This is a genomic window from Kribbella sp. NPDC051586 (assembly GCF_044453965.1).
Classification (GTDB): Bacteria; Actinomycetota; Actinomycetes; order Propionibacteriales; family Kribbellaceae; genus Kribbella.
Genome location: NZ_JBITDF010000001.1, coordinates 364,309 through 388,517, shown reverse-complemented (window position 1 = coordinate 388,517; position 24,209 = coordinate 364,309). Strand labels below are relative to the sequence as shown.

Sequence of the window (24,209 nt, the reverse complement as noted above, 5' to 3'; positions counted from 1 at the left end):
ATGCTGGAGTTCGTGGTGCGGGTGGTGGGCGTCCTGGTCGCCTTCCTGGTGGCGCCGTTGCTGGTCGGTCAGGCCGAGCACAAGGTGATGGCGCACATGCAGTCACGGCTCGGCCCGATGTACGCCGGCGCGTTCCACGGTTGGGCTCAGCTCGTCGCGGACGGGGTGAAGTTCGTCCAGAAGGAGAGCGTCGTCCCGGCGGCCGCGGACAAGCGGGTCTTCGAGTGGGCCCCGATCGTCGCGATCCTGCCGTACCTCGCCGCGCTGGCCGCGATTCCGCTGGCGCCGGGCATCGTCGGCGCGGACCTCGATTCCGGGCTGTTCTTCGTGCTCGCGGTGATGAGCATCGGCGTACTCGGGTCGCTGATGGCGGGCTGGGGCAGCGGGAACAAGTACAGCCTGCTCGGCGGTCTGCGGGTCGCCGCGCAGCTGATGAGCTACGAACTGCCGTTCGTGCTGTCCGCGGCGAGTGTCGCGGTCGCGGCCGGATCGCTCAGCCTGACCGGCATCGCGCACGCATGGAATCCGTGGTGGCTGCTCTGGCAGCTGCCCGGCATGATCGTCTTCTTCATCGCCGGACTGGCCGAGCTGCAGCGGCCGCCGTTCGACATGCCGGTCGCGGACTCCGAGGTGATCTTCGGGCCGTACACGGAGTACACCGGGCTCCGGTTCGCGATGTTCCTGCTTGCCGAGTACGCCGGGATCGTCGTCCTCGCGGGGCTGACCACAGTGCTGTTCCTCGGCGGCTGGAGCGGACCGGGGCCGGAGTCGATCGGCTGGATCTGGACTGTTCTGAAGGTCGCCCTGGTGTCGCTCGTGGTGATCTGGGTGCGCGTCTCGTTCCCCCGGATGCGCGCCGACCAGCTGCAGAAGCTGGCCTGGCAGGGCCTGGTGCCGGTGGCGCTCGCGCAGCTCGCACTCACCGGCATCGGCGTCGTCGTTTTCTGACGCGGACCTGCACCACTCACCAACCCCGCTTGTTGCGCTGCGCAGCGACGTGCTGAGCGTGCACGTCCGTCGATGGCGTTGGTTGGTGAGTGGTGGCGGTCCGTCAAGGCGTTGCAAGTGCCTCCGTCGGGGAGAGGCGCGAGGCGCGGACGGCGGGGTAGAGACCGGCCAGGGCGCCGATGATCAGCGTGGCCACGACGCCGCCGGCGAGGGCCCAGACGGGGATGACGGTCAACCAGTTCTGGTACGACGCGTACGCCGCCGTGACCGCGGATCCGAGCGCCGCGCCGCCGACTCCGCCTAGCGCGGAGAGCAACAGCGACTCGGTGAGGAACTGCGTGCGGATCTGGCCGCGGGTCGCGCCGAGTGAGCGGCGTAGGCCGATCTCCGCGCGGCGTTCGAGCACCGAGATCACCATGATGTTGGCGACCCCGACGCCGCCGACCAGGAGCGCGACCGCGCCCAGTCCGAGCAGCAGGCCGGTGAATGCCTGGCCGGCGGCCTGTTTCGCGGCGAGCGCGTCCGACGGCCGCGACACCTCGACCTCGTTCGGCGCCTCCGGATTGGCTGTTGCCCCGAGCACCGATCGGACCGCCGGCACCTGCGCGTCGTCCGACCTCGTGTAGATCGTGGTCGGATGCCCGTCGAAGGAGAGCCGGCCGGCGGCAGGCCAACCCATCAGGGCCGCGCTGTCGAGCTCGGGCGCCAGCGCGGCCGGCTCGAGAATGCCCAGGACCGTGAACCAGGTGTTGCCGATCAGCACCTGGGTGTCCGGGCCGGCCTTCGTGATCCCGAGCCGGTCGGCGGCACTCGAGCCGAGGACCGTCGCCGGGTAGGAGCCGGTTGCCGCGTCGATCCACTTGCCGCTGCGGACGGTCGCGCCGATGGTGTCGAGCAGGTTGTCGCGGGCGGCGTACGCGATGATGCCGTTGGTCTCGACGTCCGGGATCTTGTTGGTCCGGTAGACGGATGCGTCGTCGACCTTGCCGACGGCGGACTCGGTGCGAACCGGTGCGATCCGGCGGACCATGGCCTCGGCGGTCAGTGGCAGCTGGGCCTGCTCGCCGGTCAGTCGAGTGCTTGGAGCAACTGTCAGCAGATTGGTGCCCAGGGCATCGAGTTGGCCGTCGAGCTCGGCCCGCGAGGACGACGAGATCCCGACGACGGAAACCATGGCGGCAATCCCGATCGCGATCCCCAACGCGGACAGGAACGCCCGGGTAGGCCGGGTCCGCAGTCCGATCGCGCCGACCCGGACAACGTCCCGGAACTTCAGGGACGCCGGCTTGAGCTCGCCCCTCACGTGTGCACCTCCTCGATGATCAGGCCGTCGCGCATGCGGATCTGGCGGGGCAGGGAGGCGGCGATGTCGCGGTCGTGGGTGATGACGACAACCGTCGTACCTGCCGCGTGGAGGTCCTGCAGAAGTTGCATGACGCCGGCTCCGGACGCGGAGTCGAGTGCGCCCGTAGGTTCGTCGGCGAGCAGTACGGCGGGTTCACCGGCGACTGCCCGCGCGACAGCGACACGTTGCCGCTCACCACCGGACAGCTCGTGCGGCTCGTGATCCAGCCGGTGGGCGAGGCCGACGCGTTCCAGAGCGGCCGCAGCGCGTTTGCGTCGTACGCCGAGGCGAAGTCCGGAGTACAGCAACCCGTCCGCCACGTTGTCGACCGCGCGGACCCCGGCGGCCAGGTGGAACTGCTGGAACACGAACCCGATCCGCGTCGCCCGCAACGCGGAAAGTCCGGCGTCGGACAGCCGCGCCACGTCGTACCGGTCGATCCGGACCGTGCCGGAGGTCGGGCGGTCGAGCGTGCCGAGCACGTTGAGCATCGTCGACTTGCCCGAGCCGGACGGGCCGACGATCGCGACGAGTTCGCCCGGATCGATCCGCAGGCTCACACCGCCGAGCGCGTTCACCCCGCCCGGGTACACCTTGGTCACCTCGCTCAGCTCGATCACTTCGGGATCCCCACGGTGGTGCCGGCCTTGATTCCGGTGCCGCTGACCTCGACCTGACCGCTCGCGAACAGTCCTGTCTTCACCGGTACGTAGTGCGTCGACGTACCGTCCGTGACCTCGACCCCGAAGCCGCCTTCGCGGAGCGCGACCAGGGCCGCGACCGGGACGGTCAGCACGTTCTTGCGCTCCGAGGCGGTGAAGGTGACATCGGTTGCCGCCGACGACCACGCGGCGACGGCCTTCTGGTCGGCGATGGCAACGATCACCTCGACCTTGGTCTCCGGATCCTTGTCCGGGCTCTCCGCCGGAATGATCACCGTCGACACCTTCTCGATCCGGCCCGGCACGGTCTTGCCGTCCGGGAGCGCGACCGTGACGGCCGCGTTGAGCGTCGCAAGTCGCTGGTCCGCCGCGTCGAGCTGGACCGTCACGGCGCGGGTGGTGCCGGTGTAGCTGAGCACCGGCTGGTTCGGCCCGAGCGGCGTACCTTCCTGGCCCTGCACGCTGTCGACGCGGATCTGCCCCGGCGCGAACAGCACGCTGCCGAGCTCGACCACGCCGGTCTCGTCCAGACCGAGATCGTCCTGCCACTCCTCCACGGCTTCGGCGGTCGCGTCGGTGTACTCGTCGTCCACGGTGAAACCCGTGTACCCCATCGCCTTCAGGTTCTGCTCGAGCTGCAGTACGTCGTTGCCCTCAGCCCCGATCGCGAGCCTGCGGTACGCCGGAAGCGCGCCGTACAGCAAGGTGGTCGGCTTGTTGTCGATGCTGTAGACGGTGTTCCCGCGACGCAGCTCCTGCCCGCTGTCCGGGACGGCGGTAACGGTGCCGGCGGTCCGGCTGACGGCGGACGACGTCGTACCGAAGCCGAGTTGGCCGTCCTCGGTCTCGGTGTCCTTCAAGGTCTGCTGCGTGACCTTGGTGGTGTTGACCGGCAAGGCCTGCGCCGGCTGGTTCGATGCCTGGCTGGTGTCGCCGCGGTTCACCAGGAAGGCGCTCGCTGCGCCCCCGGCGGCCAGGACGACGACAGCCGTGAGGGCCTTACGCATCACCGCGCCGCCAGGATGCTCTGGCAGGCGTCCTGCGCCTTCTGGAAGTCCGGGTCGTCGGCGACGCCCGGGCCGATCATGATGCCGCGCTGGTCCGGCTTCGGGTCCGGGAACTTCTCGACACCGTTCTTCCGCATGCACTCGGCGTACTTGCGGCCGTTCTCCGCCTGCTGGGGGTTGGCACTGCCCTGCGACTGTGGGTTGTACTCGCGGCACGCCTCCATCGCTTTCTGGACTTGTTCCTGGGTGATACCGGAGTTCTTGTCGAACTTCAGCATCGGCCCCTTGCCCGGCTCCGGGTCCGGGACGTTGAGGCCGTTCTCCCGCAGGCACTGGGTGAACTTGACCGCCATCTCGTCCTGGCTCAGGCTGGCCGGCGCACTGGTCGGGGTGGTCGACTGGGCTCCTTCGCTGCCGGAGGCGACCTGGGCGTCGGGCTTGTCGGCTCCGCAACCAGTGATGAGTACGGCGGCCGCCAGCGCGGTGGCGGCCAGGATGGTCTTGCGCATCGGTGCGCTCCTCTCGTTTCCCCGAAGCCTTCGCCGGACGCCGTTTCCCGGCCGTTTCCGAGTGCGCTAACACCGGGGAAACACGGTCGTCGGGGATCATGGGATGCGTGCGGGTTCTGGTGGTCGAGGACGAGCCGTTGCTGGCGGCAGCGATCGCGGAGTGGTTGCGCGACGAATCACATGCCGTCGACGTGACCGGCGACGGCGGCGCTGCGCTCGAACGGCTGTCGGTGAACGCGTACGACGTACTCGTGCTGGATCGCGACATCCCGGTCGTGCGCGGCGACGACGTGTGCCGGCAGCTGGTGCAGTCCGGGTCGGACACCCGGGTGCTGATGCTGACGGCCGCCGCTGCGGTCACCGACCGGGTGGAGGGGCTCGGGCTAGGTGCGGACGACTACCTGACCAAGCCGTTCGCGTTCAGTGAGCTGGCCGCCCGGGTGCTGGCGTTGGGGCGGCGGAGTCGTCCGGCTGATCCGCCGGTACTGCGACGCGCCGGGGTGACGCTGGATCCGGCACGGCACGAGGTGTTCCGCGACGGCCGGTACGTGCCGTTGTCGAAGAAGGAGTTCGCCGTACTCGCGGAGCTGCTGCGAGCCGACGGCGCGACCGTGTCGGCCGAACAACTGCTGGAGAAGGCATGGGACGAGCACGTGGACCCGTTCACCGGGGCGGTGCGGCTGACGATCCTCAAGCTGCGCCGCAAGCTGGGCGAACCGGGGCTGGTCGAGACCGTCACCGGCGTCGGGTACCGCATCCCATGAGGCGGCTGACGCTGCGAGGACGGCTGACCCTGCTGTACGGCGGCTTGTTCATGATGGCGGGTGTGGTGCTGCTCGGCGTGACGTACGCGCTGTTCAACGCGAACCTCGGGCAGCAGTACCGGGTGATCGTGAAGGGGACGTACCTGAGCCCGGGGCCCGGTGCGCAGAAGCCACCGCCGCCGAGCAACGACGTCTACGTGATGAACAAGGACGGCGCGGTGCTCACCGGCTCCGATGCCGAGCGCGTGCTCAGCGAGCAGCGGGAGCAGGTCCGGCAGGCGGCGATCAAGTCGTTGCTGATCCAGGGGAGTGTCGCGCTGGTCCTGGTCGGCGGGTTGGCGGCGGGGTTCGGGTGGCTGGTCGCCGGGCGGGTGCTGGCGCCGCTGCATCGGGTCACGGACACAGCGCGGCGGATCTCCGCGTCACCTGCGGCCTTACATGAGCGGATCGCGTTGCAGGGGCCCGATGACGAGGTGAAGAACCTGGCTGACGCGTTCGACACGATGGTCGAGCGGCTGGACCATTCGTTCGACGGTCAGCGGCGGTTCGTCGCCAACGCGTCGCACGAGTTGCGTACGCCGTTGACGCTCGCCCGGGCACTGGTCGAGGTCGCGATGCATCGGCGTACCGCGTCTGCCGACGTCAAGGAACTGGGCGAGAGCCTGCTGACGATCAACGCCCGGCACGAGCAACTGATCGAGGGGCTGCTGATCCTCGCCGACTCCGAGAAGCAGTTGACGACGGTCTACCCGGTGAACCTGAGCGACATCGTCACGCACGTGTGCAGCCAGCTGAGCTCCGAGGCGGATGCGGTCGGTGTCGGACTCGTCCGCGGGCCAGGGGATGCGCCGACCCGCGGAGACGCTCTGCTGCTGGAACGCCTGGTCCACAACCTGGTCGAGAACGGCATCCGCCACAACCTCCCCGACGGTGAGCGGTGGGTGCGTGCGGTCAGCAAGACGGTCGGGGATCAGGCGCGGGTGGTCGTGACCAACACCGGTCCCGAGATTCCGCCGTACGAGGTGGAAAGCCTGTTCAAGCCGTTCTACCGCCTGGGCGCCGAGCGGCTGGTCAGCGGGAAGGGCGCCGGCCTCGGGTTGTCGATCGTGCGCTCGGTGGCCGAGGCGCACGGCGGCACCGTGACCGCCGTACCGCGCGCCGGCGGTGGGCTGGAAATTACTGTGGAGCTACCTGTCGATCCGGGCTGAGTTGATTCGTACAGCTGATGAGAAGGAGGAAACGATGAACCAGTACCTGCTCAGCATCTACCAGCCCGACGGCGCGATCCCGGAGCCGGAGGTCCTGGACCCGATCCTGCGGGAACTCCAGGCCTTGAACGAGGAGATGCAGTCAGCCGGCGTGTGGGTGTTTGCCGCCGGGTTGCATCCGCCGGAGACGGCAACCGTGCTGAAGGCGCACGGTGACGAGGTCCTGATCACGGACGGTCCGTTCACCGAGGGCAAGGAGCATCTCGGGGGATTCACCGTCATCCAGGTGGACGACCTGGACGCCGCGCTGCACTGGGCCCGGCGCCTCGCCAAGGTTCTGCGCAACCTGTCCGTGGAAGTCAGACCCTTCCAGTCGTGACACCTGATCTGGCCGGGATCTTCAGGGCCGAGCACGGGCGGGCGGTGGCTGTGCTGACGCGCGTGTTCGGGGATCTGGAGATCGCGGAGGACGCCGTACAGGATGCGTTCGCGACGGCGGTGGAGAAGTGGCCGGACAGCGGCGTACCGCCGAGTCCGGCCGGCTGGATCATCACCACCGCCCGGAACCGGGCGATCGACCGCCTGCGCCGCGAGTCGGCGCGGGCCGACAAGCAGGCCCAGGCGGCCCAGGCGGCACTGCTGCATGCCGAGGGCGAGCCGGAGGAGGTGGGCGCCGTGTACGACGACCGGCTCCGGCTGATCTTCACCTGTTGCCACCCGGCCCTGGCGCTGAACGTCCGCGTCGCCCTCACCCTCCGCATGCTCGGTGGCCTCACCACCGCCGAGATCGCGCACGCGTTCCTCGTCCCCGAGCCGACCATGGCCCAGCGGCTGGTCCGCGCCAAGGCGAAGATCCGGGCTGCCGGCATCCCGTACCGCGTCCCCTATGAGGCCGACCTGCCCGAGCGCGTGCGCGGCGTACTCGCGGTCGTCTACCTGATCTTCAACGAGGGGTACGCCGCCTCGTCGGGTGAATCGCTCGTCCGCGACGAGCTCGCGCTGGAGGCCATCCGCCTCGGTCGTCTGATGGTCGACCTGATGCCCGACGAGCCCGAGGCCGCCGGCCTACTCGCCCTGATGCTCCTCCAACACTCCCGCCGCCCAGCGCGGGTCGGCCCGGACGGCGCCCTGATCCGCCTGCCTGACCAGGACCGCGCGCTGTGGGACCGCCCGCTGCTCACCGAAGGCCAAGCGCTCGTCCGCCAGTGCCTCCGCCGCAACGACCCCGGCCCGTACCAACTCCAGGCCGCCATCAACGCCGTCCACGCCGACGCGGCGACCGCCGAGGGCACGGACTGGCGCCAGATCGTCCAGCTCTACGACCACCTGCTGACGCTCGAGCCTTCTCCGGTCGTCGCCCTCAACCGAGCGGTCGCAGTAGCCGAGGTAGACGGCCCCGCCGCGGCGCTGACCCTCGTCGAGGCGCTGGACCTCGACACGTATTACCTCTTCCACGCCATCCGCGCTGACCTGCTCACCCAACTGGATCGCTCCTCCGAGGCGCAGACGGCGTACCGGCGTGCCCTGTCGCTGACCCCCAACCAAGCAGAACAAGACTTCCTTCGCACCCGTCTGGCGTAAGGTCCACCCGTGCGGGGATTCGAGTTGGTTTGTGAGGTAGAGCCGCCCACTCGGCCTGATCTGAAGCGGGTTCGGCATCAGATCGGGGTGATGAGTCCGATCGCGGACGGGTTCCTCATCCCCGACAACCACATCGGCCGGGCGACCGTCTCCAGTGTCGCGGTGGCCAACGAGGTGCAGTTGATGGGTGCCCGGGGCATCGCCTGCCTCAACTCCCGCGACCGGAACCTGCTCGGCTTCCGCCGCGACCTGCTGACCGCGGCGGCGTACGGCGTGGAGCAGTTCCTGTTCGTCCACGGGGACGATCCGGCGGAGGGCGCACGGACGAGCCAGCTCACGGTCCGCACGATGATCGAGCAGGCGCGCGAGACGACGTACCCGGGCTGCAACCCCTTCCAGGTCGGCGCCGCGACCCGGCTGACGAAGGTCCCGCGCTGGAAGGCCGAGGCCGACTTCCTGTACGTCCAGGTCAGCTACGACCTCGACGAACTACTCCGCTGGCGCGAGAGCGTCGACCTCGACATCCCGGTGTACGCCGGCGTGATGGTGCTCGCCTCCGCGAAGATGGCCCACAATCTGGCAGCCCTGCCGCAGCTGAAGATCCCGCCGGCCCTCGTCGAGGCAGTCGAGTCCGACCGGGACGCCGGCGTGGACCATGCGTGCGAGCAGATCCTCGAGATCCGTGACTCCGGCGCCTTCGACGGCGTTCATCTGGTACCGGTGAGCCGCTACCGGCAGGTGGCCGCGCGGCTCGAGCGGGAGCTTTAGCGCGGCGGATCGGGCCGTGGGACGCTAGTGTCCTGCTAAGAGACGGGAGGTGGAGCGTGGGGGTGCCTGGTAAGGGGCTCGTCGAGGGGCTGAAGGTCACCGCGAGGACGCTGGCCCGTCGGTCGGTCACCGAGCAGTATCCGGACGTTCTGCCGGAGCTGCCGCCGCGCAGTCGTGGTGTGATCGCGCTGATGGAGGAGAACTGCACCTCCTGCATGCTGTGCGCCCGCGAGTGCCCGAGCTGGTGCATCTACATCGACTCGCACACCGAGACCGCGCCGTCGGTCGGCGAGCAGGCCCGCGAGCGCAGCCGGAACGTGCTGGACCGGTTCGCGATCGACTTCAGCCTGTGCATGTACTGCGGGATCTGCATCGAGGCCTGCCCGTTCGACGCGCTGTTCTGGTCGCCGGAGTTCGAGTACGCCGAGACCGACCTGCGCAACCTGACCCACGAGAAGGACCGCCTCCGCGACTGGATGTGGACCGTTCCCGCGCCGCAACCCATCGACCCCGGCCCGCCGGCCGAGCCTGCTCCTCCCGTGGAGGATGGGGCGTGACAACAGCTCTGTTCAGCGTTGCGGGCGCCGTCGCTCTCATCGCCGCCGTCATCGTCGTCACCTCCCGGCGGATCGTGCACGCCGCGCTCTGGCTCGTCGTCGCGCTCGGCGCGGTCGCGGGCTGCTTCGGCGCCTTGCACGCCGAGTTCGTCGCGCTGGTGCAGATCCTGGTGTACGTCGGCGCGATCGTCGTACTCGTCCTGTTCGCGCTCATGCTGACCAAGGCCCCGACCAACCCCCTGCCCAGCCTGACCACCGGCCGCAGCCCGTTCGCGGCCGTCGTCGCGGTCGTACTCGCACTGATCCTCGGTACCGGCGTGGTCCTCGCCTTCGGCAACGAGAAGATCAAGCCGGTGGCGGACGGGTCCGCGCAGGCCGTCGGCACGCAGGTCTTCAAGACCTGGGTGCTCCCGTTCGAAGTTCTCTCGGTCCTCCTGCTGGCCGCGCTGATCGGCGCGATCGCCCTGTCCCAGCGGAAGAAGGAGGACTGACGTGCCGTTGATCCTCCCGCTGCTGCTGGCCGTCGCGCTCTTCTGCATCGGGGTGTACGGCGTTCTCGCGCGCCGCAACATGATCACCCTGCTGATGTCGTTCGAGCTGATGCTGAACGCCGTCAACCTGAACCTCGTCGCCTTCGACGCGTGGCGGATCGACGATGCCACCGGCCAGACGCTGGCGGTCTTCGTGATCACGCTGGCCGCGGCCGAGATCGGTCTCGGCCTGGCGATCGTCCTGCTGCTCTTCCGCGGGCACGGTCATGTGGACGCCGACGCCGCCCGCGACCTGGTGGAACAGGAGAGGCCGACGTGATCGCCACCGCCTGGCGGGTGGCCGGCGTCGGCTTCTCGCTGCTCGTCGTGCTGGCGTCCGCCCTGCTGTACGGCGTGGATCCGCAGCAGAGCCATGCCGGCGGAGCCATGATCGGCCAGGACTTCTGGTTCTCCTACGAGTTCCGCACCGACGGGCTGACCGTGCTGATGCTCGCGATCGTCGGTGTCGTCTCCACCTGCGTCCAGGTCTATTCGATCGGGTACGTGCGGGAGCGCATCGCGTCGTACACGGCGCTCGTCACGCTGTTCACCGCGGCGATGGTGACCGTGGTCATCTCGGACAACCTGTTCCTCCTGCTGATCGGCTGGGAGGTGATGGGCGTCTGTTCGTACCTCTTGATCGGTCACTACTGGGAGCGTCGCGACGCCCGGGCCGGCGCGATGAAGGCGTTCCTGATGACCAGGCTGGCCGATGTCGGCTTCCTGTTCGGGATCTTCGTGCTCGGTGTCGGGTACCACGGGTTCCGGATCTCCGAACTGGGCACCAGCCCGATCGCGCCGCACACGCTGACGGTCGGCACGATCCTGCTGCTGGTCGGCGTCGTCGGCAAGTCCGCGCAGGTGCCGCTGCAGACCTGGCTGCCGGACGCGATGCCCGGCCCGAGCCCGGTCAGCGCGTTGATCCACGCTGCCACGATGGTTGCCGCCGGCGTCTTCCTGATCGCCCGGCTGTACAACGTGTTCGTCGAGGCGCAGACCACTCTGACGGTGCTGGCCGTGGTCGCCTGCGTGACGATGCTGTTCGCGGCGTCCTGTGCGATGGCGGCCGTGGAGGTGAAGCGGGTGCTCGCCTGGTCGACCGTGAGCCAGTTGGCGATCATGTTCGCCGGCCTCTCGCTCGGCACGCGTGACGGTCGCCATGCGGCACTCTTCCACCTGCTGACCCATGCCGCCTTCAAGGGCCTGCTCTTCCTCTGCGCCGGCGTTCTGTTGCATCAGGTGGGCAGCGCGGCCTTCGTCGTACTGCGTCGGTACACGCGCCGCGGCGCCTTGCGGAAGCGGCTGCGGGTCACGTTCGTGACGATGACGATCGGCCTCGCCGCGCTGGCCGGCGTACCGGGCTTCGCCGGGTTCTTCTCCAAGGACTCGGTCGTCGAGGCGGCGTGGGAGCAGGCCCGGGACGGTTCGACGGTCGGCTGGATCGTGCTCGTCTCGGTCTGCCTGACGGCCGCGATGACAGCCTTCTACTGCGTACGCCTGTGGTTGTGGGTGTTCTTCCGTACTCCCGCCCTCGCGGGCGCGGTCGGCGCGTTCGAGGGCGATGACCCGATGGCGGATCTCGACGAGCCGGACGCGACCAAGGTGCGCGACGGCTCGTGGCTGATGCTCGCGCCGATGGTGCTGCTCGCTGCCGCCGCGATCGCGTTGGGCTACACCGACGGTGTGCACGTCAACTGGCCGATCGCGCTGATCACGACTGTGCTCGCGGTGCTCGGCGCGCTCGCGGCGTACTCGCTGTGGCATCGCGGCGCTGATCCACGACCGGTCGTGCTCGAGCGCGAGTACGGCGTGGATCCGGCGTACCAGCGCCTGTTCGTGGTGCCGGTGCAATGGTTCGCGAAGCTTGCGGTCGGTGGGGATCGGGATGTGATCGGTGCCTACGTACGGGCGACCGGGCGGGCCGGCGTGCTCGCCTCGGAGGGCTTCCGGAAGCTGCAGACGGGCAACGTACAGACCTATCTGACCGCGGCCGTGGTCGGTGCGGTCGCGCTCGCGATCCTCGCGGGGGTGATCGGCTCGTGAGCGATTGGCTGCTGATCGCGCTCATCGCGGTCCCGGTGCTGACCGCCGTCGTGCTGTGGGCGCTGCCCGTGGTGACGGCCGATCGTGTCGCGGCGCTGGTCGGGACGATCGTGTCGGGGGTCCTGCTGGTCGCGTCGTTCGTCCTCTGGTGGGACATGCGCCGGCCGCACTGTCCGTGCACCACCGAGCTGGTGGATGTTTATGGGGCGCCACCGCGGACCGTGCCCGGCAAGCTCACGCCGTACGTCGACATCAACGTGCCGTGGATCCCCTCGCTGGACGTGCGCTTCCACCTCGCGGTCGACACCATCTCGATCCCGCTGATCGCATTGACGACGCTGCTGGTCTTCCTGTGCTGCGTCTACTCGCTGAAGATCACCCCGCGCATCGGCCGGACCCGCTCGCTGATCGCGCTGCTGCTGGTGATCGAGACCGGTGTGATCGGCACGTTCGCCGCCTCCGATCTGGTGCTGTTCTTCGTGTTCTTCGAGATCGTCCTGATCCCGATGTGGCTCGTGATCGACATCTGGGGCGACGATCACGACCGCGCCGGGCGTCGCCGCGCGGCGACCACCTTCATCCTGATGACGGTGTTCGGCTCGGCGCTGATGCTGCTGGGCTTCCTGCTCATCCATCGGCACGCGGGGACGTTCGACCTGGTGTTCCTCGGGCAGCATCCGATCAAGGGCGGACACGGCGTACCGCTGGCGGCCGCGGTACTGATCGCCGTCGGGCTCGCGGTGAAGATGCCGCTCTGGCCGCTGCACATCTGGTTGCCGGACGCCCATGCCAAGGCGCCGACGGTGGGCTCGGTGCTGCTGGCCGGCGTACTGCTGAAGCTCGGCAGCTACGGGATGATCCGCATCCTGCTGCCGGTCCTGCCGGACGCGACGGCCACCATCGCGCCGTACCTGGCCGGCTTCTCGGTCGTCGCGATCATCGCCGGCTCGCTGGCCTGCCTGGCGCAGACCGACGTGAAGCGGCTGATCGCGTACTCGAGTGTCGGGCACATGGGCTTCATCGGGCTCGGCATCGCGACGATGTCCCCGGAAGGACTGAACGGCGCGCTGTACGCGAACCTTGCCCACGGCATCATCACCGGCCTGCTGTTCTTCCTGGCCGGCGCGATCAAGGACCGGCACGACACCAGCGACCTGCGCGCGATCGGCCGGGCGCTGTACGCGCGGCTGCCGCGGATCAGCGGACTCCTGACGTACGCCTGTCTCGCCTCGCTCGGCCTGCCCGGGCTGGCCGGCTTCTGGGGCGAGATGCTGGTCCTGCTCGGTGCGTACCACCCGGCCGATTGGTTGCCGCGGGCCACATTCATCGTGCTGATGGTGATCGCCGGGCTCGGCGCCGTACTGACCGCCGCGTACTTCCTCCGGCTGATCCGCGAGCTCTGCCAGGGCGATCCGGCCGAGCATCCGGCCGCCGCGTTCGCGGTCGACCTCAGCCGGATCGAGCTGGTCACCTTTGCGCCGCTGGTCGTGCTGACGGTGTTCCTCGGCCTGTGGCCGTTCACGTTGCTCAACCAATGGACGTTCCTATGACGCTGACGTGGACCGCTTGGCAGGCGATCGCCGTACCGCTGGTGCTGGCGATCGGCGCGGTTGCCGTGTTGCTGATCGACAGCTTCTGGAAGAGCGCGTCGGCCGAGCTCCGGCACACTGTCGTCACGCTGCTGACCAGTGCTGTGCTTCTGTTCGGGCTGGTGTTCGTCTGGGCGCAGCGGGGTGGGTTCAAGGTCGCGTTCTGCCGGCCGGCGGTCGAAGGGCCGGCGGAGTGCAGCTTCGTGTTCGAGCCGTTGACGGCCGGGTTGTGGGCGGTGCTGCTGGTCGGTGGGCTCGGCGTGGTCGGCCTGTCGACGTACCGGTTGCTGGCCTCGGATGTGCCGATCGGGGAGTACCACTTCCTGTTGCTGAGCGCACTGACCGGTGCGACTGTGCTGGCGGGTGCGCGGGATCTCGCGACGCTGGTCATCGCGCTCGAGGTGGTGTCGCTGCCGAGCTTCGCGATGGTCGGGCTGCGGCGCGACCGGCGCGGCTCCGAGGGCGCGATGAAGGCGTTCCTGGTGTCGGTGCTGTCCACCGCGGTGATGCTCTTCGGCGTCTCCTATCTGTACGGCGTCACCGGCTCGCTGTACCTGACCACCATCGCGAACCGGCTGACCGGCCTCGACCCGGACCTCGGGCGGGTGGCGTTCGCGGCCGGGCTGTTCGTGATCGTCGGGTTCGCGTTCAAGATCGCGGCGGTGCCGTTCCACGCCTGGCTGCCGGACACGTACGTCGGGGCCCCGGTCGAGGTGACCACGTTCCTCGCGGTCGTCTCGAAGTCGGCCGGAGTCGCCGGACTGCTCGTCCTCGTGACGGCCGGGATCGCGCCGGACGGCTCGCAACTGCGGACCGTGATCGCGATCCTCGCAGCCGTGACGATGACGGTCGGCAACCTGGCCGCGCTGCGTCAGGTCGAGGCAGTCCGGCTGCTCGCCTGGTCGTCGATCGGGCAGGTCGGCTTCCTGCTCGCGCCGCTGGCGGTCGGCGACGCGCAGGCCGTCGTCGGGTACCTGGCCGCGTACGTCGTGGTCACGCTCGGCGCCTTCGGAGCGGTTGCCGTTGTCCAGCGTCATCGGGCCGGCGGGCTGCTCACCGACTACCGCGGCATGGTCCGCTCCGAGCCCGGTCTCGCCGCGGCCCTCATCTTCTTCCTCGTCGTCCTGGCCGGCCTGCCGCCGGGTCTCGCGGGCCTGTTCACCAAGTTCGCCGCCTTCCAGGCCGTCATCGACGCCCACCTGGGCTGGCTGGCGATCATCATGGCCGTCAACGTGATGATCGGCCTCGCCGTCTACCTCCGCTGGGTCGCCGAACTCTTCCGCCTCCCCGCCGACGACCCGTTCTCGGTCGACATCGAAACCCCGGCCGTCGCCATGCTCTCCCTCTTCGCCGCGGTAGCCGCCGTACTCTCGGTCCTCCCCAGCGTCCTCTTCGCACTGGCCACCTGACCGGCAGCTCGACAGGACGTATGCGTCCACTGCCGCCAAGCTCTCGCCTGCGCACACAGGGAATCGGGCGCAATGCCCCGACACCTCCTGTCGAACTGCAGATCAGGACCGAGTAGTCCTCGCGAGGAAGTCCTCGTACTGCGACCAGGCGCGGCGCCAGAGGTGGTCGCGGTCGGTCGCGGTGTAGTGGGGGAGGGGGAGGTGGAAGACGTCGGCGAGGACGTCGAAGTAGTCGGTGGGAGTTTCGAGCAGGGTGTTGTCGACTCGGTCGGCGGAGGTCTCGGACAGGCCGACGGAGCGGAGTACGACGACCGACGTCGGCGTACGGCGGAAGGCCGAGGCCAGGCGGACGAACGGGGAATCCGGCTCGGTGGACAGCCGGGCGTGCTGGGCCGCGAACGCGTCCAGGCCGACGGGGGCCGACTCGAAGTCCATGCCGATCAGGTTCGCGCGGGGATCGTGGTCGAGGCGCCAGCCATCGGTCAGCTCCGACGCGCGGAGCCGCAGCCTGAACGGGTGCTGGTAGACCTCGCCGGCCTCGAGCGGCATCGGCTGACGCAGGCCGTCGCCGAGTCCCACGTCGACCAGCCACACGCGATCCGGGTCCTCGATCAGCCCGGTCACCGTGAGGACCATGTGGCTGGCGTCGACGCCGCCGGGGCGGTTGGCCGTCTGTACGCCGCCCCGATGCATCTGCACGCCGTACCCGAGCTCCGTCAGTAGCAGTGCGAACGACCCGTTCATCTGGAAGCAGTAGCCGCCGGCCTCCCGCGCGATCATCCGCTTCGCCACGTCCTCCGGCTCCAGCGGTCCGCCCGTCGTCAGCTGGTACTGGATGGACTCGTACGGCACCTGGTCGACGAACGCCTCGTGCAGCTGGGCCAGCGCCTCCAGCCGGGGCGGACCGTCGTACCCGGTCAGTCCGATCCGCTGCAGGAACGCCGTGGTATCCATGCGCCTTAGGCTAGGCGAGGTGATCGACGTCCTCGACCGAAACGCAGCGCTCGCCCTCGCTCCTGAGCTCGGCGAGGTGTTCGCCGCGGCCTTCGGAGCGCCTGGGTACGACGAGGAGCCCGACCCCGGCCATTTCGCGACCGACCAGCTGCCGACGCACGCGGACCGCGACGACTTCAGGTTGGTCGCCGCACGCTCGGGCGGGAGCGTCGTCGGCTTCGCGTACGGGTTCACCGGGCAGCGCGGGCAGTGGTGGTCGGATCGGATCGCCGGTGCCGTGACCCCGGAGCTGGCCGGCGAATGGATCGGCGGGCACTTCGAGGTCGTCGAGCTCGCCGTCCGCCCCGATGCCCAGCGCAACGGTCTCGGCGCCGCGCTGATGACGGCGTTGATGTCCGGGCTACCTCATCGCAAGGCCCTGCTGACGACGTACGCCGATGACCGTCCGGCACCGCGGCTGTACCGACGGTTGGGATGGCAGCTGCTCGTCCCGGACCTCGGGTGGGGCAGCGCCCTCTACGGTTTGGACACGGGCGTGCCTGTCGCCCGATGAGCTGGCAGGGTAGGGCTCATGACTTCTGAGCGGATCTATGTCGGGAGCTACACCAGTCAGGCCGGCGGTGGGGACGGGATCGCGTTCGGCCCGCTGGACTCGCTGAATGGGATTGCTGGCTTGGCGACGGTGGCGACGATCGCCGACCCGTCGTTCCTGGTCAGGTCCGCGGACGGGCGGTTCCTCTACTCCACCGACGAGGAGGACAACGGCCGGATCGCGGCGTTCGCGATCCAGCCGGACGGCGGGCTCGAGCTGCTCAACCAGCAGCCGACCGGCGGTGTGCACCCCTGCCACCTGGACATCGACCCGTCGGGCCGGTTCGTGCTGTCGGCCAACTACACGTCCGGCTCGGTCGCCGTGCACCCGATCAACGAGGACGGTTCGCTCGGCGAGACGGCGTTCTTCCTCCAGCGCTCCGGGACCGGGCCGAACGCGGAGCGTCAGGAGGGGCCGCACGCGCACCAGATCGCGTTCGACCCGGCCGGTGCGTACGTGTTCGACATCGACCTGGGGTCCGACAGCGTCTACTCGTCCACGCTGACCGCGGACGGGAAGCTGGAGGAGGTCGACCGGCTGCAGATCCACCCGGGCGCGGGACCGCGGCACATGGTGTTCCACCCGGTCGCGGGCGCGGCGTACGTGATCAACGAGCTCGACTCGACGCTGACCGTCTGCAGCTACGCCGAAGGGAAGCTGCAGGTCGTGCAGACCGTCTCGACCCGGCCGGCCGACTCGCCGGGGGAGAACTTCCCGGCCGAGCTGCTGATCTCCGCCGACGGCCGGTTCCTCTACGGCTCGAACCGCGGCGACAACACCGTCGCGGTCTTCGCGACGGCGGCCGACGGTCTGTCCGTCGAGCTGGTGCAGACCATCGGCTCCGGCGGCGACTGGCCACGACACCTTGCCTTCAGCAACGACGGACAGACCCTGTACGCCGCCAACGAGCGCTCCGACCAGATCGCGACGTTCAGCATCGACGACGGCCGGCTGACCGCTCAGGGTGAGCCGGTCAGCTGGCCGAAGCCGGTGTGCATCCTGCCCGTCTAGACGAGCTTCTCGAAGAAGAACTCGTGCTTGAGGAACGACACGTCGTACTCGTGGCCCGGGTACGGCGGGTTCAGCTGCGACGCCTGGAACAGGCGCCAGCCGTCCTTGAGTGCGTCCAGACCGGTCTTGTACGGCGGCTCGTCGGAGTCACCCGTAGTGGGGTGGGTCTCGCCCGTGCCGTCGTACGTCGACCAGCCGACCACGCGCGCGTCCAGCGCGGAGGAGGCCAGGTAGAGCACCAGCACCTGCTGGCGCAGTCCGGTCTGCACCGGGGTCTCTGCCGTGGCGGTCATGCCATCTCCTTCTTGACCTTGGCGTGCGGGTTGTTGGCGCGGTCGGTGACGACGCGCTGCGGGCGGTTCGAGACGCGGGTGACCCAGTAGTTCGGGTCGTAGGTGTCGTCGCCGCTGATCGCCCGCCACATCACGATGCGGTTGTACTTCTCCAGCCGGCCGGTCGCGTTCTCGTACCACGGGAAGCTCTGATCGAGCTCGGCCGCGACCGCGTCGTCGTACAGGTCGTCGGTGTTCCACAGCCGGACCTGGCGGACGGTCGGGTTGAAGCGGATCTTGAACATGTAGCGGTCCAGGTCGCTGTCGTTCTTGCGGCCGCCGTGCCAGATGCCGTGGTGCAGGAACTGGACGGTGCCGGCCGGGCAGACCAGGCGGGTCTGGCCGAGCAGGTTCTGGTAGCGGCCGGTGTCGGACTCGTTGGTCCGGCGCAGGTGGCTGCCGGGAACGCTGAGCGTGCCGCCCATCTCGAGCGTCACGTCCTGCGGGTAGTACATGAGTTGTACGTCGAACGCGTCGGTGCGGACGTCGATGATCGCGTCACCGTGCAGGTTCTGCGCCTCGCCCTCGTGGGCCTTGCGGATGTGCACGGCGTGGTGGTCGACGGTCGGCTCGGGGCCGACCAGGCTGTGGATGGCGCCGGCGACCTCCGGCAGCTCCACCAGCCGCTGGACGAACTCGCTGTCCGCGAACGCCTCCGACAGCGGGGTGCCGTACGGAACCCCCGGAACGCCGTTGTTGAGGACCTCGATCGCCTGCTGGTTCATCTCGTCCGGTACGACGGCGTCCATCCGGAACGCGCCGGTGGCCACGAAGTGCGCCATCTGTACCGAGGTGAGCAGGTGCTTGCGATGCGGATGGGGCATCAAGACTCCCATGGTGGGTAGTGGTTACTACTCCTCCAGCGTAAGTTTGGACAGCGTTGTCTCGCGTGGGCTGTGATCACCACTAGTGGTAATTTCTCACCATGATCGAGTTGCACCTGGCTGCTCCGCCCGAGGTGGTGAACGTCGGCGCGGGGATCCACGGGGTGCGTAAGCGCCGGGACGTCTTCCGCCTGCCGGACCTGTGGCAGCTGCACGTGTACAACTACACGGCCGAGCTCACGGTGGACGGGACCACTTACACCGTGGCTCCTGGCTACGTCTCCCTCACACCTGCCGGGGCTTCGGTGCAGTTCGACTACCTGGGGCGTTCGGAGCATCTCTACGCCCACTTCCGGCCGCGTATGTCAGGCCAGCCGTCGCGCGTCCCCGTCGTCCAGGACGCGGCGGCGACTGCGCCTCTGCTCTCCACGCTGCTCCGGTCGGCCATCGAGTCGTCCCCGTCCGGCTCCGGCCGCACCACCGCCGAGGTCTGGACGGCGCTGTGGCGCATCGCCGACCTGACGCCCGCCACGACCGAGACCGGCCACCCGGCGGTCGCCACGGCCATCGCGTACATCGAGGCGAACCTCGCGCAGCCGTTGACCGTGCCCGCGCTGGCCCGGTTGGCCGGCATCTCGCACAACCACCTGACCCGTCTCTTCCAGCACGAGACCGGTCTGACGGTGATCGCCTACATCCGCACCCGCCGGATGAACCGCGCCCGCCATCTCCTGGTGTCCTCCACCTTGTCCATCCCCGCGGTGGCCGCATCGGTGGGGATCGCGGACCTGCAGGCCTTCAACAAGACCTGTCACCGCGAGCTCGGCGCGTCGCCGCGCGCGGTGCGTAATGCGGTGGCCGGGGCCGCGTCGGCGGGCTAGCGTTCGAGACATGTATGAGCTGATCCCGGTCGCCGACGGTCCGCAGTACGACGAAGAGGCCGAGCAGCGCTTCGTCGAGGAGTGGCCGGAGTTCATCTTCCACGACGAAGGCGTCAAGCCGTACCGGGATCGGCGCGTGGAGTACTTCCCGCAGTGGGAGTTCTATCTCGTGTCGTCCGACGAGCGGCTGATCGCGGGGTGCTGGGGAGTGCCGATCGCGTGGGACGGGACGGTGGGGGATCTGCCCGGTGGGTTCACGGACTCGCTGGCGCGGTCGGTGACGTCGTACGAGGAAGGCGTCGTACCGAACACCTTCGTGCTGATGGCGGCGGCCGTACGCTCCGACGAACAGGGCCAGGGCCACGCCGGCCGCGTAATCACGGCGGTCCGCGACCGTGCGATCGCCGGTGGCCTTCCGCAGGTCATCGCGCCCGTCCGCCCCACCCTGAAGTCGCGGTACCCGCTGACCCCGATCGAAATCTTCATGAACTGGACGCGCGACGACGGCCTACCGCTCGACCCGTGGCTCCGCACCCACGTCCGCCTCGGCGCCAAGCTCCTGGCCCCGGCCGTCGCCTCCCAGACCATGACCGGCACCGTTGCCGAGTGGGAGAAGTGGACCGAGATGCTGTTCCCGTCCACCGGGACCTACACCATCCCCGCCGGCCTGACCACCTTGACCGTCGACCGCGAGGCCGACCTCGGCACGTACGTCGAACCCAACATCTGGCTCCGCCACGCCTAGGCGGTATCGGCGACGGGGAACGCCGTAGCGACGGCCGCGGTGCGGCTGTTCACGCCGAGGCGCTCGTAGATGTTCTCCAGGTGCTTGCGAACGGTGCCCTCGGCAACGAACAGCCGGCGGGCGATCTGGGTGTTGCTGTGCCCGGCCGCGACCAGGCGGAGCAGCTCCCACTGGCGGCTGGTCAGATCGGGGATGCCTGCGCGGCGGCGCTCCAGGTCGCGGCGGATGTCGATCAGGTGCGGCCGGAGCAGCTGAAGCATCAACCGCTCACGCTCCGAGAAACCAGGTCCGTCGGACCGGAACAGCAGCATCCGGCGGTCCTCACCGTCGTGCTCCGGGAACGGCACCGCGATCTCGCTGCGTATTCCGTGTATCCGATCCCACAGGCCCTCCTCGCTGTTCACCAGTTGACGCAGGGACAGGTAGTCGGACAGCATCCAGACGCTCTCGTGGTCACCGGTCACCTGGGGCCGGCTACAGGTCTTGTGCCGCCAGTACAACTTCCAGAACAGGTCGTCCCAGCCGTCGTCTTCGTCCTCCGGAGGCAGGGTCGTCAGCTCCTCCAGGCCGATGAAGACGCGATCGTGCGGCCGGCTCACCTGGAACGTGATGTCGTCGGCCGGGATCAGCTCCCGGAGCGCGCGGAGTACGTCGCGCGGGAACTCCTGCCCGGCGCCGCCCCACCGCTGGTGATCGACGACGTCGAGCATCCGGTGCAGATCGCGTTCGGTGACCGTCAACTGTTCCATGGCTGCCCTCCCCCTGGAATTCAGCCTAGGCCCGATCCGCCACGGGGCAATACGCCGAACTGCGTATGGCCCGCCGGGTCCGGTGGCGGCAACGGTGGATGAGGGCGGCATCGCGCCGCCCGTTCTCGGGAAGGAACGACCATGAAACTACTGACTCGTCTTGCCGCACTGCTCGGCACGCTGGTCCTGTCCGGGGTGGCCTTGTCCGGTACGGCGTTCGCGATGCAGCCGCGTGATCCTTCGGGGCATTCGGTCCCTGCGGCTGTGCCCGCGAGTGCCCCGCCGTCGAATGTCGCGCCATCGATCGTTCATTCGGTCGGACCGTCCACACTGCAGGTGATCGGACTGATGCTCTGCGCGGCCGTGATCGCGTCGATCCTGACCGCCTTCGTCCTGCATCGGCCCCACCTGCGCGCGGCGTCGTGACGCGGCTGCCGGCCGGAGGGGGAGAGTCTGATGAGAACCGCATGGCTGGTCACCGGAGCGTTGGTTCTGACCGGTGTCGGGTTGTCGCCGGTGCCGAGCTCGGCCGGTGTGAGTGATGCTGCGCCGGTGCTCGATTGGAGTCGGTACGCGACGCAGGCGATCGTGACCGGTCGCCCGCCGGCCAGTTCGGAGGTGCTGCTCGGGATCGTGCACATTGCGATCGCGGACACGGTGGCCGGGCTCGGGTACGGCCGGCCGTTCAAGTTCGCAGTACGGCCGGATCATCGGGCGTCGGCTCCGGCGGCGGTTGCTACGGCGGCGTACGACGTACTGCGGGCTCGGGTACCTAACGCAACTGGGCTTGACGCGACGTACTCCGGCTATCTGGCTGGTGTGCCGGCTGGGCTCGCGAAGGACCGCGGCGTGGCCTTGGGGCGGTCCGTGGCGGCCGCGGTACTGGCGTGGCGGGCGGGAGACGGGTTCGACAACACCGTGCCGTACGTGCAGAGGACGCCGGGGCCGGGGGTGTGGGAGCCGACGGCGCCGACTCCGCCGGTGGACATCGTTCTGACGCAGGTCCGACCGCTCGCGTTGCGGTACCGGTCGCAGTTCCGTCCGGACGGGCCGGATGCGCTGACGAGCAAGCGGTACGCGCGCGACGTGGCTGAGGTCGCTTCTCTCGGCCGGAAGGACAGTACGACGCGGACTGCCGAGCAGACCGAGACGGCTCAGTTCTGGTCCGAACAGACTGCGCAGCAATGGAGTCGCGCGTTGTTGCAGCTGGCGGGGGACCGGCATCTCTCCCTGTCCGCGGCGGCGCAGATGCTCGCACTGGTGCACGTGTCGGCCGGTGACTCGGTGATCGCGTGCTGGGACGCCAAGTTCCACTATCTGTCGTGGCGGCCGGTGCATGCTGTCCAGCGAGCCGATACCGACGGCAACCCGCGTACGCAGGCCGATCCGAGCTGGCAGTCGCTGCTGAACGTGAACCACCCGGAGTACCCCTCCGGCCACGCCTGCTTCACCGCTGGTGCAGCTGGTGCGCTGCGGGCGTTCTTCCACACCTCGCATGTGCGGTTGGTGATGTCCAGTCTGGTCACCGGCACGACGCGGGTGTACCCGGACCTGTCCGCCGTGCGTAGCGACGTACGGGAAGCCCGGATCGTCTCAGGGCTGCACTTCCGTCACTCGATGACGGACGGCGACGCCCTGGGAAGTCAGGTCGCCGGATGGATCAGTGCTCGCCACTGACCGCCAAAGCTGCCAGGCCGTGGTCGAGGATTCCCTTGACCACGGCCAGGGCGTAGGACTCCTCTGGGCCGGTGATGGCCTGGTGGGACCAGCCGACGACGTCTTCGAAGGCTCTGACGTGGCGGTAGTAGTGGATGGCGTCCTGATCCAGGGTGTGAGGGCCGTAGCCCTCGAGGAATGCCTCGAGCTGGCTGGACGTGGTCGGCCCGACGTCGCCCATGCCGCCGAGCATGAACATCAGGTCCTGCTCGCGAGGGGCGTAGATGACGTCGTCCCAGTCGATCAGGTGGAGATGCTCGTCGACCAGGACGTTGCCGAGGTGCGGGTCGCCGTGGCAGATCACCCGCGGGCCGATCGGCGCCGGCGGGCGGTTGGTCTCGAGGTCCGTCACGACGTGCTCGTGCTGCTCCCACACCGCCGCCAGCTCCTCCTCGACCTCCCCATCGGGCGTCTGGAGCCGCTTGCGTACCTCCTGGGCGATCGCCGGCGTCCGCGCGTCGATATGGCTGTGCTTCGGCAGGGCATCCCTCAGCCGGTGCGGCGGCTCCGAGTCGTGCACCCGCCGGATGAGTACGCCGTACTCCGACCACTGCTCGTCCGTCAGCCCCGACTGCGCGGCCCGCACGCCGTCGATCCACGGCGTGATCGTCAGCCTCTTCTTCGCATGGACGCTCCACAGGCCACCCTCAGCGGTCCGGATCAGCTCCGGTACGCCGGGCAGCCCGCTGTCGGCCAGGAACGCCGCCACCTGATGGCCCGTGTTCGTGCCGGCGGCGCTCCACTTCACGGCGTACGTGTTGGTCGCCGTACCGGCCTTCCACACCTGCGCCGCGATGTCGGCGCCGTACGCCACCGGTGTGAGCTCCACCACCTCGAGCCCGAAGTCGGCCAGCAGCCATTTCCGCAGCAACGTCTCACCCACGCCCGCCAGCATGCCCGCCAACCGGCTCGCGTGCGAACCGATTAGGGGCGCGCCGGCCGTGGCAGGGTCAGCGGTAGTTGACGAACTGGACGGCGAAGTCGAGGTCCTGACCCTTGATCAGGGCCTGCACGGCCTGCAGGTCGTCGCGGCTCTTGCTGGAGACACGCAGCTCCTCGCCCTGGATCTGCGCCTTGACGCCCTTCGGGCCCTCGTCGCGGATCAGCTTGGACAGCTTCTTCGCGTTCTCCTGGGTGATGCCGGCGTCGATCGTGGCGGTGATCTTGTAGATCTTCCCGGACAGCTTCGGCTCGTCCGTGTCGAGCCCCTTGAGCGAGATCTGCCGCTTGACCAGCTTGTCCTTGAACACGTCCAGGACGGCGCTGACCCGCTCCTCGGTGTTCGCCTGCATGTCGATCGACTCGCCGGACCACTTGATCTGAGCGTCCACGTTCTTGAAGTCGAACCGCTGGCTGATCTCCTTCGCCGCCTGGTTCACGGCGTTGTCCACCTCCTGACGGTCCACCTTGTTCACGATGTCGAAGGAGGACTCCGAAGCCATGGGCACATCCTTTCCGATTTGCTGTCAGGGCCACTACCTGTTG

At 68.9% G+C, this 24,209-nt stretch carries 27 protein-coding genes and 1 pseudogene; 18 read left to right on the top strand and 10 right to left on the bottom strand.

From position 1 onward, the window contains the following. Entirely contained in the window at positions 1-948 is a 948-nt protein-coding gene (locus ACIA58_RS01995) for an NADH-quinone oxidoreductase subunit H (protein WP_396401715.1), read from the top strand. A gap of 103 nt (positions 949-1,051) precedes the next feature. On the opposite strand, the gene ACIA58_RS01990 is transcribed toward ACIA58_RS01995, so the two are convergent. From ACIA58_RS01990 to ACIA58_RS01975, 4 genes are read right to left on the bottom strand one after another with little or no spacing between them, the layout of a single operon-like run. After that, positions 1,052-2,251 carry an ABC transporter permease gene (locus tag ACIA58_RS01990; protein WP_396401714.1) on the bottom strand — a complete coding sequence of 400 codons (1,200 nt, stop codon included), beginning with the start codon at positions 2,249-2,251 and terminating at the stop codon, positions 1,052-1,054. Beyond that, positions 2,248-2,913: an ABC transporter ATP-binding protein gene (locus ACIA58_RS01985; protein ID WP_396401713.1), complete on the bottom strand. Its 666-nt coding sequence runs from the start codon at positions 2,911-2,913 to the stop codon at positions 2,248-2,250. The genes ACIA58_RS01990 and ACIA58_RS01985 overlap by 4 nt, the downstream gene beginning before the upstream one ends. Next, positions 2,910-3,962 (bottom strand): peptidoglycan-binding protein, encoded by a 1,053-nt coding sequence (locus tag ACIA58_RS01980; RefSeq protein ID WP_396401712.1) that lies wholly within the window; start codon positions 3,960-3,962, stop codon positions 2,910-2,912. The genes ACIA58_RS01985 and ACIA58_RS01980 overlap by 4 nt, the downstream gene beginning before the upstream one ends. Continuing rightward, positions 3,962-4,471, bottom strand: a complete 510-nt coding sequence (locus tag ACIA58_RS01975) for a hypothetical protein (RefSeq protein WP_396401711.1) — start codon at positions 4,469-4,471, stop codon at positions 3,962-3,964. The genes ACIA58_RS01980 and ACIA58_RS01975 overlap by 1 nt, the downstream gene beginning before the upstream one ends. A 107-nt stretch (positions 4,472-4,578) precedes the next feature. Here ACIA58_RS01975 and ACIA58_RS01970 point away from each other — a divergent pair, with 107 nt between their 5' ends. The 11 genes and pseudogenes from ACIA58_RS01970 (at position 4,579) to ACIA58_RS01920 (ending at position 14,920) form a co-directional block, all read left to right on the top strand. Beyond that, positions 4,579-5,235, top strand: coding sequence for a response regulator transcription factor (locus tag ACIA58_RS01970; protein ID WP_396401710.1), 657 nt, complete (start codon positions 4,579-4,581; stop codon positions 5,233-5,235). Further along, positions 5,232-6,443 (top strand): sensor histidine kinase, encoded by a 1,212-nt coding sequence (locus tag ACIA58_RS01965; RefSeq protein ID WP_396401709.1) that lies wholly within the window; start codon positions 5,232-5,234, stop codon positions 6,441-6,443. Before ACIA58_RS01970 ends, ACIA58_RS01965 begins: the two co-directional genes overlap by 4 nt. 34 nt (positions 6,444-6,477) lie before the next feature. Continuing rightward, complete coding sequence (locus tag ACIA58_RS01960) at positions 6,478-6,822, top strand: YciI family protein (protein WP_396401708.1); 345 nt, start codon at positions 6,478-6,480, stop codon at positions 6,820-6,822. Further along, entirely contained in the window at positions 6,819-8,024 is a 1,206-nt protein-coding gene (locus ACIA58_RS01955; RefSeq protein ID WP_396401707.1) for an RNA polymerase sigma factor, read from the top strand. The genes ACIA58_RS01960 and ACIA58_RS01955 overlap by 4 nt, the downstream gene beginning before the upstream one ends. 90 nt (positions 8,025-8,114) lie before the next feature. After that, complete coding sequence (locus ACIA58_RS01950) at positions 8,115-8,792, top strand: methylenetetrahydrofolate reductase (protein WP_396401706.1); 678 nt, start codon at positions 8,115-8,117, stop codon at positions 8,790-8,792. Between the two features lie 191 nt (positions 8,793-8,983). Then, positions 8,984-9,199 (top strand): annotated as a pseudogene (locus ACIA58_RS01945) (4Fe-4S binding protein); the annotation flags it as partial. Positions 9,200-9,345: 146 nt separating this feature from the next. After that, a complete protein-coding gene (locus ACIA58_RS01940) occupies positions 9,346-9,840 on the top strand; it encodes an NADH-quinone oxidoreductase subunit J (protein ID WP_396401705.1) in 495 nt (164 codons plus the stop codon). A 1-nt stretch (position 9,841) separates the two neighbouring features. Further along, complete coding sequence (nuoK, locus tag ACIA58_RS01935) at positions 9,842-10,159, top strand: NADH-quinone oxidoreductase subunit NuoK (protein ID WP_396401704.1); 318 nt, start codon at positions 9,842-9,844, stop codon at positions 10,157-10,159. Further along, positions 10,156-11,922: an NADH-quinone oxidoreductase subunit L gene (locus ACIA58_RS01930; RefSeq protein WP_396401703.1), complete on the top strand. Its 1,767-nt coding sequence runs from the start codon at positions 10,156-10,158 to the stop codon at positions 11,920-11,922. Before nuoK ends, ACIA58_RS01930 begins: the two co-directional genes overlap by 4 nt. Further along, positions 11,919-13,472, top strand: a complete 1,554-nt coding sequence (locus ACIA58_RS01925; protein ID WP_396401702.1) for a NuoM family protein — start codon at positions 11,919-11,921, stop codon at positions 13,470-13,472. Before ACIA58_RS01930 ends, ACIA58_RS01925 begins: the two co-directional genes overlap by 4 nt. Then, positions 13,469-14,920 (top strand): NADH-quinone oxidoreductase subunit N, encoded by a 1,452-nt coding sequence (locus ACIA58_RS01920; RefSeq protein WP_396401701.1) that lies wholly within the window; start codon positions 13,469-13,471, stop codon positions 14,918-14,920. Before ACIA58_RS01925 ends, ACIA58_RS01920 begins: the two co-directional genes overlap by 4 nt. A 102-nt stretch (positions 14,921-15,022) precedes the next feature. Here ACIA58_RS01920 and ACIA58_RS01915 read toward each other — a convergent pair whose 3' ends face one another. Next, positions 15,023-15,874 (bottom strand): arylamine N-acetyltransferase, encoded by an 852-nt coding sequence (locus tag ACIA58_RS01915; protein WP_396401700.1) that lies wholly within the window; start codon positions 15,872-15,874, stop codon positions 15,023-15,025. Between the two features lie 19 nt (positions 15,875-15,893). Between ACIA58_RS01915 and ACIA58_RS01910 the strand changes: the two genes are divergently transcribed. Beyond that, positions 15,894-16,427: a GNAT family N-acetyltransferase gene (locus ACIA58_RS01910; RefSeq protein ID WP_396401699.1), complete on the top strand. Its 534-nt coding sequence runs from the start codon at positions 15,894-15,896 to the stop codon at positions 16,425-16,427. Between the two features lie 18 nt (positions 16,428-16,445). Beyond that, the gene (locus ACIA58_RS01905) at positions 16,446-17,477 is read left to right on the top strand and encodes a lactonase family protein (RefSeq protein ID WP_396401698.1); all 1,032 of its coding nucleotides are present in this window, start codon (positions 16,446-16,448) and stop codon (positions 17,475-17,477) included. On the opposite strand, the gene ACIA58_RS01900 is transcribed toward ACIA58_RS01905, so the two are convergent. Both ACIA58_RS01900 and ACIA58_RS01895 read right to left on the bottom strand, forming a co-directional pair. Further along, positions 17,474-17,770 (bottom strand): hypothetical protein, encoded by a 297-nt coding sequence (locus ACIA58_RS01900; RefSeq protein ID WP_396401697.1) that lies wholly within the window; start codon positions 17,768-17,770, stop codon positions 17,474-17,476. The genes ACIA58_RS01905 and ACIA58_RS01900 overlap by 4 nt on opposite strands. Beyond that, complete coding sequence (locus ACIA58_RS01895; protein WP_396401696.1) at positions 17,767-18,633, bottom strand: phytanoyl-CoA dioxygenase family protein; 867 nt, start codon at positions 18,631-18,633, stop codon at positions 17,767-17,769. Before ACIA58_RS01895 ends, ACIA58_RS01900 begins: the two co-directional genes overlap by 4 nt. 101 nt (positions 18,634-18,734) lie before the next feature. Here ACIA58_RS01895 and ACIA58_RS01890 point away from each other — a divergent pair, with 101 nt between their 5' ends. Then, the gene (locus ACIA58_RS01890; protein ID WP_396401695.1) at positions 18,735-19,514 is read left to right on the top strand and encodes a helix-turn-helix domain-containing protein; all 780 of its coding nucleotides are present in this window, start codon (positions 18,735-18,737) and stop codon (positions 19,512-19,514) included. 10 nt (positions 19,515-19,524) lie between these two features. Next, on the top strand, positions 19,525-20,259 hold the full coding sequence (locus ACIA58_RS01885; protein ID WP_396401694.1) for a hypothetical protein: 735 nt from the start codon (positions 19,525-19,527) through the stop codon (positions 20,257-20,259). On the opposite strand, the gene ACIA58_RS01880 is transcribed toward ACIA58_RS01885, so the two are convergent. Further along, positions 20,256-21,008, bottom strand: a complete 753-nt coding sequence (locus ACIA58_RS01880) for a response regulator transcription factor (RefSeq protein ID WP_396401693.1) — start codon at positions 21,006-21,008, stop codon at positions 20,256-20,258. The two genes, ACIA58_RS01885 and ACIA58_RS01880, sit on opposite strands and share 4 nt — an antisense overlap. A gap of 141 nt (positions 21,009-21,149) precedes the next feature. On the opposite strand from ACIA58_RS01880, the gene ACIA58_RS01875 reads away from it, so the two are divergent. Further along, a complete protein-coding gene (locus ACIA58_RS01875; protein ID WP_396401692.1) occupies positions 21,150-21,434 on the top strand; it encodes a hypothetical protein in 285 nt (94 codons plus the stop codon). 30 nt (positions 21,435-21,464) lie between these two features. After that, positions 21,465-22,685, top strand: a complete 1,221-nt coding sequence (locus tag ACIA58_RS01870; protein WP_396401691.1) for a vanadium-dependent haloperoxidase — start codon at positions 21,465-21,467, stop codon at positions 22,683-22,685. Here the strand turns inward: ACIA58_RS01870 and ACIA58_RS01865 are convergent. Both ACIA58_RS01865 and ACIA58_RS01860 read right to left on the bottom strand, forming a co-directional pair. Further along, complete coding sequence (locus tag ACIA58_RS01865; RefSeq protein ID WP_396401690.1) at positions 22,669-23,607, bottom strand: phosphotransferase enzyme family protein; 939 nt, start codon at positions 23,605-23,607, stop codon at positions 22,669-22,671. The genes ACIA58_RS01870 and ACIA58_RS01865 overlap by 17 nt on opposite strands. A 67-nt stretch (positions 23,608-23,674) precedes the next feature. Further along, positions 23,675-24,166 carry a YajQ family cyclic di-GMP-binding protein gene (locus ACIA58_RS01860; RefSeq protein ID WP_396401689.1) on the bottom strand — a complete coding sequence of 164 codons (492 nt, stop codon included), beginning with the start codon at positions 24,164-24,166 and terminating at the stop codon, positions 23,675-23,677. Between the last annotated feature and the right edge of the window lie 43 nt (positions 24,167-24,209).

What these genes read in the sequence shown, in the direction of transcription:
- ACIA58_RS01975 (WP_396401711.1), bottom strand. Translation starts at nt 4,471, where the DNA reads ATGCGCAAGACCATCCTGGCCGCCACCGCGCTGGCGGCCGCCGTACTC.
- ACIA58_RS01960 (WP_396401708.1), top strand. Translation starts at nt 6,478, where the DNA reads ATGAACCAGTACCTGCTCAGCATCTACCAGCCCGACGGCGCGATCCCG.
- ACIA58_RS01880 (WP_396401693.1), bottom strand. Translation starts at nt 21,008, where the DNA reads ATGGAACAGTTGACGGTCACCGAACGCGATCTGCACCGGATGCTCGAC.
- ACIA58_RS01905 (WP_396401698.1), top strand. Translation starts at nt 16,446, where the DNA reads ATGACTTCTGAGCGGATCTATGTCGGGAGCTACACCAGTCAGGCCGGC.
- ACIA58_RS01915 (WP_396401700.1), bottom strand. Translation starts at nt 15,874, where the DNA reads ATGGATACCACGGCGTTCCTGCAGCGGATCGGACTGACCGGGTACGAC.
- ACIA58_RS01950 (WP_396401706.1), top strand. Translation starts at nt 8,115, where the DNA reads ATGAGTCCGATCGCGGACGGGTTCCTCATCCCCGACAACCACATCGGC.
- ACIA58_RS01870 (WP_396401691.1), top strand. Translation starts at nt 21,465, where the DNA reads ATGAGAACCGCATGGCTGGTCACCGGAGCGTTGGTTCTGACCGGTGTC.
- ACIA58_RS01995 (WP_396401715.1), top strand. Translation starts at nt 1, where the DNA reads ATGCTGGAGTTCGTGGTGCGGGTGGTGGGCGTCCTGGTCGCCTTCCTG.
- ACIA58_RS01895 (WP_396401696.1), bottom strand. Translation starts at nt 18,633, where the DNA reads ATGCCCCATCCGCATCGCAAGCACCTGCTCACCTCGGTACAGATGGCG.
- ACIA58_RS01890 (WP_396401695.1), top strand. Translation starts at nt 18,735, where the DNA reads ATGATCGAGTTGCACCTGGCTGCTCCGCCCGAGGTGGTGAACGTCGGC.
- ACIA58_RS01885 (WP_396401694.1), top strand. Translation starts at nt 19,525, where the DNA reads ATGTATGAGCTGATCCCGGTCGCCGACGGTCCGCAGTACGACGAAGAG.
- ACIA58_RS01965 (WP_396401709.1), top strand. Translation starts at nt 5,232, where the DNA reads ATGAGGCGGCTGACGCTGCGAGGACGGCTGACCCTGCTGTACGGCGGC.
- ACIA58_RS01875 (WP_396401692.1), top strand. Translation starts at nt 21,150, where the DNA reads ATGAAACTACTGACTCGTCTTGCCGCACTGCTCGGCACGCTGGTCCTG.
- ACIA58_RS01920 (WP_396401701.1), top strand. Translation starts at nt 13,469, where the DNA reads ATGACGCTGACGTGGACCGCTTGGCAGGCGATCGCCGTACCGCTGGTG.
- ACIA58_RS01980 (WP_396401712.1), bottom strand. Translation starts at nt 3,962, where the DNA reads ATGCGTAAGGCCCTCACGGCTGTCGTCGTCCTGGCCGCCGGGGGCGCA.
- ACIA58_RS01900 (WP_396401697.1), bottom strand. Translation starts at nt 17,770, where the DNA reads ATGACCGCCACGGCAGAGACCCCGGTGCAGACCGGACTGCGCCAGCAG.
- ACIA58_RS01860 (WP_396401689.1), bottom strand. Translation starts at nt 24,166, where the DNA reads ATGGCTTCGGAGTCCTCCTTCGACATCGTGAACAAGGTGGACCGTCAG.